Source organism: Pseudomonas sp. P5_B3, assembly GCF_056400405.1.
Map to the genome: position 1 here is coordinate 195,159 of NZ_JBFULI010000003.1, position 7,238 is coordinate 202,396.

The window sequence follows — 7,238 nt, forward strand, 5'->3', positions numbered from 1 at the left end:
CTGCGATCTTTTGCTTTTAATGGACGATGGAATTGGGCGGCAGATGCCCCAACCGTTCCGTCAGGCGAATCCGCTGGATCGGATCGTCGCTGAGCAGCAGTGCGTGCTCCAGGTCAAAACGCTCGGCGTTCGGGCAGTCCAGCCGCTGGTACAGGCTGGCCCGGGCCAGATAGTCGGAGGCACTGGCGTCACCCAGTTCCAGGACGCGATCGGCGTCGATCAAGGCATTGATGAAATCGTCGTGGGACAGGTACAACTGGCGCAGGTTGCGCGACAGCCGTTGCAGCATCTGCGCCGGCTCGGCGGTTGCGAGGTGCTCGGCGCTGAGCTTTATGTTCGGGCCGTACTGGCGCTGCAACAACTCCCGACAATCGTTCGGATAAAGGCGACGACCGCCGCAGGGATCGAGCAAATGGTCGGCGCCCGGCACCCGCAGCAGGAAATGCCCGGGGAAGTTGACCCCGACCAGGGGAATCTCCAGACCCCTGGCCAACTCCAGCGCAATCAGCCCCAGCGTCAAGGGTTGGCCTCTTCGGCGTTCCAGTACCTTGTTCAACAGGGCCACTTGGGGGCGTAACGGCGTGAAATCGTCCTGGGCGAAGCCAAGGTCGTTCATGCGCCGCAGTAGCGGCTGGGCCAGTTCACTGACCGGCAGCATCGGCAAGCCGCCACTGACCCGTTGCTGCAACGCCTGGAAATCGGCCAGCAGTGCTTGCGGCTCCACCTCGTTGTCGTGCTCGACCGCAATCCACAGTGCCGCCTCGAACAGCGCGGGCGGTGAACGTTGCAGGCAGGCGAAGAACGATTGGCGCGGGGTCATCAAAATCTCCGGGCGATGCCTCGTTTTAGCCCCCTCTCCGGCGTTCGTCCAGTGCCGTACAAGGTCGAATGCAGGTTATTTCCTAAAGCTTGCATCGTGGCCGTGCTTATTCCGGTGCGCTTCTGCAATTTTTGGGCGCAAGCCTATACTGGCGTCTACAAGAAGTGATTCGGGAGCCTTACGATGTTCGCTCTCATGCAAAGCACCCGCCTTGAATCGCTGCATCTGAGCGTCGACTCGGTCACCGGGTTGAAGGCGGTCATTGCCATTCATAACAGCCGTCTGGGGCCTGCCCTGGGTGGTTGTCGTTACCTTGCCTACCCCAGCGACGAATCCGCGATCGAGGATGCTGTGCGCCTGGCCCAGGGCATGAGCTACAAGGCTGCGCTGGCCGGGCTGGCGCAGGGGGGAGGTGTGGCGGTCATTGTCCGCCCGGCCCATGTTGCAAACCGCGGTGCGCTGTTCGAAGCCTTCGGGCGCTGCATCAATCAGCTTGATGGTCGCTACATCACCGCCATCGACAGCGGCACTTCGGTAGCGGACATGGATTGCATCGCCCAACAGACCCAGCACGTCACCAGCACCACGTCGGCGGGAGACCCGGCGCCCCATGCGGCAATGGGCGTATTCACCGGCATTCGCGCCACTGCCATGGCGCGGTTGGGTAGCGATAATCTCGAAGGTTTGCGCGTAGCGATTCAAGGCTTGGGCAATGTCGGCTATGCCCTGGCGGAGCAGTTGCACGCCGCCGGAGCCGAACTGCTGGTCAGCGATATCGATCACGGCAAGGTGCAATTGGCCATGGAGCAACTCGGTGCGCACCCGATTGCCAACGAAGCGCTGCTCAGCACACCTTGCGATATCCTCGCGCCCTGCGGCCTGGGCGGTGTACTCAACAGCCATACCGTGACGCAATTGCGCTGCTCGGCGGTGGCCGGTTCGGCGAACAATCAGCTGACGCATCTGGACGTCGCCGACCAACTGGAGCGCCGTGGCATCCTGTATGCGCCGGATTACGTGATCAACGCTGGCGGGCTGATTTACGTGTCGCTCAAGCACCGAGGGGAAGGACTGTCGACCATCACCGCGCACCTGTCGAAAATCAGCACGCGCCTGACCGAAGTGTTCGCCCACGCCCAGGCGGAAAAACGCTCTCCCGCACGGGTGGCCGATGAGTTGGCGGAGAAAGTGTTGTACCGGTGAGTCAGGCATGAGTTTTCCACAGGCATGAAAAAGGCCCTGGGTCATTCGACTCAGGGCCTGTTCAATTCGGGCTGTGCCTACTTGGCGGCTTTGGGGGCCTTGGCAGGCTTGGCCGGGACGATCGGCTCAGCGGCTTCAACGACCTCGAGCGCTGCGACAGGTTCTGCGACTTCAACCGGTGCGCTGAGCAATTCGGACAGAGCGTCCGGCTGGCTCTTGAACGCCTTGGCGAACACGTCGCGATTCTTCGCCATGTAGATCCCGGCTTCTTCCACTTGCTGCTCGGTCAGGGACGGAACGGCTTTTTGCAATACTTCAGCCAGCAATTCGGCCAGTTCGAGCATTTTGTCATGACGGTCAGCTTCGGCTTTATCCATGAACAAGCGCTCCAGATCTCGGCTGCTGCGGTATACCACTTCGACGGCCATTCACCACCTCACATGCCTTCACATTGGTTGTCGATTTCGACTACTGTATTTATATACAGCCAAAAGGATAAGCGAATCCCTGTCTTTTGGGTAGTGGCTTTTTAATGTAGACCGGAAATCCGGATTTGCACTGTTGCCTGTGGGAGCGGGCTTGGTCCGGGCGGCGTTCCGACGAAGAGGCCGGTGAAATGGCCACAAAAGTGTCCAGCGGCAGACCATCCTCATCTCACTCAACAGCCTCTGGCCTTTTTTCTGCATGCAGAAAAACCGTCACGTCCAACCCGCATCATCCGGTCGAGCCGACCTAAGGAAGCAGCATCGTGAAAATCAACTGGGCCGAAAAACTGCGGCAGAACGTACATGGACTGGCCGAGTCCCTGGGCAATCTGTTCGTCGAAACCTTCCACTACCTGGCGCTGTTCGCCATTGGTGCGGTGACCGCGTGGGCGGCGGTGATGGAATTCCTCGGGATGATCGAGGAGGGGCACATCAAGATCGATGACATCTTGCTGCTGTTCATCTATCTGGAACTGGGAGCGATGGTCGGGATTTACTTCAAGACCAATCACATGCCGGTGCGCTTCCTGATTTACGTGGCGATCACCGCGCTGACGCGGCTGCTGATCTCCAACGTTTCGCACCACAACCCGCCGGACCTGGGGATCATCTACCTGTGCGGCGGGATTCTGCTGCTGGCGTTTGCGATTCTGGTGGTGCGTTACGCTTCGTCGCAATTTCCTTCGGTGAAGATCGAGAACCCACACCGCAAAACAGGTGCGGGCTCCAGTGAGCATCCGGAAGTAGAAAAGGGCGAGCTTTAAAGCCCAATGGCGGGTCGGGGCCGGCCTTTGGTGGAGGGTGGCGGCAGGTTGCGCGTGCCGCCATCGGTCATGGATTCGAGGATGGCCACGGCACTGTCGCCTTGTTCGATGGCAATGCCGAATTGAATGCTTTGAACCAGACGCTTGAGACGTTGGGGGTCATTGCGTTGTTCGGCGCTGATCATGCGTTTGGCCACCACGCGGCCACTGTTGGAAAGCGTCAGCATGATGCTGCCGTCCAGGCCTTGAATGCTCAGGTTGATCTGGTAATCCGCTGCAAAAGCATCGGTAATGAGCTGGAAAGGGTTGTCCATGATGCGTCACCGCCTGATTGAACGTGCAGTTGTTGACCGGCCGTGATCGGGTTGGTTCGCAATGCCTGACCACCGGTCATCTCGCCATCATTGTTCCAGCAAGGATGTAGCAAGGGGCATGCCGACAAAATTGTCGGACAGAAAACACGTTCTGTAGGAGCGAGCCTGCTCGCGAATAACCTTCAGGCGCCGCAAACCATCTGGTTTGGCGCGTTATCGTTCACAACCATCGCGAGCAAGCTCGCTCCTACGGGGGCCGCGTTTTCTGCACGTTTCAGGGCAATAAACCTCGACGTGCCTCCAAAGCGATCAACATTCCACCCAGTTCACCGCCAGTCCGCCCCGTGAAGTCTCTTTGTACTTGTCGTGCATGTCGGCGCCGGTGTCGCGCATGGTGCGAATCACCCGGTCCAGGGAAATGAAGTGCTGGCCGTCGCCACGCAGGGCCATTTGCGTGGCGTTGATGGCTTTCACTGCGGCGATTGCGTTGCGCTCGATGCACGGCACTTGCACCAGTCCGCCAACCGGGTCGCAGGTGAGGCCGAGGTTGTGTTCYAGGCCGATTTCGGCGGCGTTTTCCAGCTGCTCCGGGGTGGCGCCAAGCACCTCTGCCAAGCCCGCGGCGGCCATGGCGCAGGCGGAGCCGACTTCACCCTGACAACCGACTTCGGCCCCGGAGATCGAAGCGTTTTTCTTGCACAGGATGCCGACGGCCGCTGCACCCAGGAAGAACGCGACTACGTCGTCGTCAGACGCATCGGCATTGAATTTCATGTAGTAGTGCAGCACCGCCGGAATGATCCCTGCCGCGCCGTTGGTCGGCGCCGTGACCATGCGCCCGCCGGCTGCGTTTTCTTCGTTGACGGCAAGGGCGTACAGGTTGACCCATTCCATTGCCGACAAAGTGGACGTAATGACATTCGGCTTGCCGATTTCCTGCAGGCTGCGATGCAGTTTCGCTGCTCGACGTGGAACATTCAGACCGCCGGGCAGGACGCCTTCGTGGCGCAAGCCTTGCTCGACGCATTCACGCATCACCGACCAGATATTCAGCAGGCCCTGGCGGATCTGCGTGTCACTGCGCCAAGCCCGTTCGTTGGCCATCATCAGTTCGCTCACCCGCAGCCCGTGCTGGTTGCACAGTTTGAGCAGCTCGGCGGCGCTGGAGAAATCGTAAGGCAGCACCACATCGCCAGCCGGTGCGATACCGGATTCGGCTTCAGCCGCTTCAATGATGAAACCTCCGCCAACCGAGTAGTACGTTTGCTCGAACAATTGGCCGGTTTCACCGAAAGCTGTCAGGGACATGGCGTTGGGGTGGTAGGGCAGGCTTTCGTCTAGCAGCAGGAGATCGCGTTGCCAGTCGAAGGCAATGTCCGCAATGCCTGCCAGAGGCAACTGACCGGTTTCGCGCAGGGTGTGAATGCGGCTGTCGATGGTGGTGGGATCGATGCGGTCGGGCCATTCGCCCATCAGGCCCATGACGCAGGCGCGGTCCGTTGCGTGGCCGACACCGGTCGCTGACAGAGAACCGTAGAGGCGGATTTCCACTCGTCGCACATCAGCCAGAAAACCCTGATCGACCAGCGCTTGGGCAAAGGTTGCGGCGGCGCGCATCGGACCGACGGTATGGGAACTGGACGGGCCGATGCCGACTTTGAAGAGATCGAAAACACTGATAGCCATGCTAAAGCCTATACAAGCAATGGAAGAGGAATCGCCGCCATTTTTGTAGGACAAGCGCAATGTCGGCGATACTGCCTGCCAAGGTCCTACGTGACCAACGAAAATTCCTAAGACATCCTTTAGCAGGACTAAACGATGAGTCGTCAATTACACGCCCAGACGTATGTCTGGCTGAACGTGTTTGCCTGTGCCGCGCGGCACTTGTCGTTCACCCGTTGCGCCGAGGAGCTGCACATCACCCCGGGAGCCGTCAGCCAGCAGATCCGCCAGCTGGAAGAGCGCCTGGGTTTTCGCCTGTTTCACCGCCGCGCCCGCGGAGTCGAGCTGAGCGCCGAGGGCCAGCGCCTGGCCATTACCGTCAACGAGGCATTTGGCAGCATCGACGCGGAATTGCGGCGACTGGATGCGGGCATGATCAGCGGGATTCTGCGGGTACGTTCGATTCCGTCGTTCCTGAGCAAATGGCTGACGCCACGCCTGCCGCGTTTGCAGCAGCGTTTTCCGGATATTCAGTTGCGCCTGGTAGCCGAGGACAGCAGCGTACCGTTGCATGAAGGCGACTTCGACCTGGCGATCGACCTGAACGACGGCAGTTACCCCGGCCTGTTATCCACAGCCTTGCTCGATGAGCAGATTTTTCCGGTGTGCGCGCCGAGCCTGTTGCGCGGTCGTCCGCCGCTGCACGGTCCGGCAGACCTGATGCACTTCCCCTTGCTGCACGACATCACCGCCTGGCGCGGCAGCTATGAGTACGCGGAATGGGAGTTTTACCTCAACGCCATCGGCTTCGAGGGGGCGGATGTGCGACGCGGGCATACCTTCAATCGCAATCACCTGACGATCGAAGCGGCCATCGCCGGGATGGGGGTGGCGATTGCCCGACGGACACTGCTCAACGATGAGCTGGAGCGTGGGGCGTTGATCGTGCCGTTCGGCCTGGCGGTGCCCAATCACAAGCGCTACATGCTGCTTTACGCACCAGGGGCATTGAGCCATCCGGGTGTGCGCGCGGTGCACGATTGGTTGGTGGAGGAGGCGGGCGCTTTTCGCAGCTTGCACCCGTTGGGGGAGCGGCAAATGTGAGCAATTATTACGTAAGAGCAGGGCGACCCAACTCCCGACAGTAACAGTGCTTTTGCTCGTTGTCCGGCTTTTTTTGCGTATGAATATTTATCTTTTTTCAGGGGTTGAATTGTTCAGCGTACAGACCGATTGTGTAAGTAAGAGGTCACGGTGACGACGCCCAAGGGCTTAGCTGACCGGCCTCTCGCGAGCTAGCTGAAATAAGGGATGAACTATGCAAATCCAAGTCAATAGCGATAACCATATTCAAGGCAGTAAACGACTGGAGGAGTGGGTACGTACGACCATTGAGAGCACGCTCGAACGCTACGAAGAGGACCTGACACGAGTCGAGGTTCACCTGCGGGACGAGAACGGCGACAAGCCGGGTCCCCACGACATGCGCTGCCAACTGGAGGCGCGGCCAAAAGGCCATCAACCGGTTTCCGTCACCCATAAAGCCTCCACCATGGAGCAGGCGATCGACGGAGCGGCCACCAAGCTTGAACATGCGCTGGAGCATATGTTCGGCAAATTGCGCGGCAAACGAGCCAATGTGGTGCCCATCGAGAGTGGCGCCCATGCCGACCATCTGCTGGAAGAAGAGTTTCTTGAGAACGAACAGGCAGCACTTAACGGCTGACACCTGATTCACTTTTTTACCTTCCCATGAAAACGGGCCTGCATTGCAGGCCCGTTTTGTTTGTGCGCCAGGCATGGCGCGTTGCGCGTAAGCGCAACCAGCTTGGCTGTGGTGGCCTCGCTGGTGACTTGGAGGTGAAAGTCCTCTACACACCCGGCAAGGGGAAGTGTTAGCCAGAGGCAAGGGTGTCGCGGGTGACTGCGAATCTGAAGGAAGCCCGAGGCAAAATGCTGGCCTGACGAACAGGAAGCGGATAGAGGC

General features: G+C 59.6%; 7 protein-coding genes and 1 pseudogene. 4 read left to right on the forward strand and 4 right to left on the reverse strand.

Annotated features, from left to right (window positions below):
- Positions 1 to 16: 16 nt before the first annotated feature.
- On the reverse strand, positions 17 to 820 hold the full coding sequence (locus AC1DRN_RS03820; RefSeq protein WP_223463382.1) for a SirB1 family protein: 804 nt from the start codon (positions 818 to 820) through the stop codon (positions 17 to 19).
- 183 nt (positions 821 to 1,003) lie between these two features.
- Here AC1DRN_RS03820 and AC1DRN_RS03825 point away from each other — a divergent pair, with 183 nt between their 5' ends.
- Positions 1,004 to 2,023, forward strand: a complete 1,020-nt coding sequence (locus tag AC1DRN_RS03825; protein WP_223463381.1) for a Glu/Leu/Phe/Val dehydrogenase family protein — start codon at positions 1,004 to 1,006, stop codon at positions 2,021 to 2,023.
- Positions 2,024 to 2,211: 188 nt separating this feature from the next.
- Here the strand turns inward: AC1DRN_RS03825 and AC1DRN_RS03830 are convergent.
- Positions 2,212 to 2,451, reverse strand: a pseudogene (locus AC1DRN_RS03830) (YebG family protein); the annotation flags it as partial.
- Positions 2,452 to 2,771: 320 nt separating this feature from the next.
- Here AC1DRN_RS03830 and AC1DRN_RS03835 point away from each other — a divergent pair.
- Positions 2,772 to 3,272, forward strand: coding sequence for a phosphate-starvation-inducible protein PsiE (locus AC1DRN_RS03835; RefSeq protein ID WP_108218253.1), 501 nt, complete (start codon positions 2,772 to 2,774; stop codon positions 3,270 to 3,272).
- Here AC1DRN_RS03835 and AC1DRN_RS03840 read toward each other — a convergent pair.
- A complete protein-coding gene (locus tag AC1DRN_RS03840) occupies positions 3,269 to 3,586 on the reverse strand; it encodes a DUF3509 domain-containing protein (RefSeq protein ID WP_115948075.1) in 318 nt (105 codons plus the stop codon). The genes AC1DRN_RS03835 and AC1DRN_RS03840 overlap by 4 nt on opposite strands.
- A gap of 309 nt (positions 3,587 to 3,895) precedes the next feature.
- Entirely contained in the window at positions 3,896 to 5,272 is a 1,377-nt protein-coding gene (locus AC1DRN_RS03845; protein ID WP_223463380.1) for an L-serine ammonia-lyase, read from the reverse strand.
- A 135-nt stretch (positions 5,273 to 5,407) separates the two neighbouring features.
- On the opposite strand from AC1DRN_RS03845, the gene AC1DRN_RS03850 reads away from it, so the two are divergent.
- A complete protein-coding gene (locus AC1DRN_RS03850) occupies positions 5,408 to 6,355 on the forward strand; it encodes a LysR substrate-binding domain-containing protein (protein ID WP_008046773.1) in 948 nt (315 codons plus the stop codon).
- 214 nt (positions 6,356 to 6,569) lie between these two features.
- Positions 6,570 to 6,977 (forward strand): HPF/RaiA family ribosome-associated protein, encoded by a 408-nt coding sequence (locus AC1DRN_RS03855; protein WP_007986797.1) that lies wholly within the window; start codon positions 6,570 to 6,572, stop codon positions 6,975 to 6,977.
- Positions 6,978 to 7,238 lie beyond the last annotated feature (261 nt).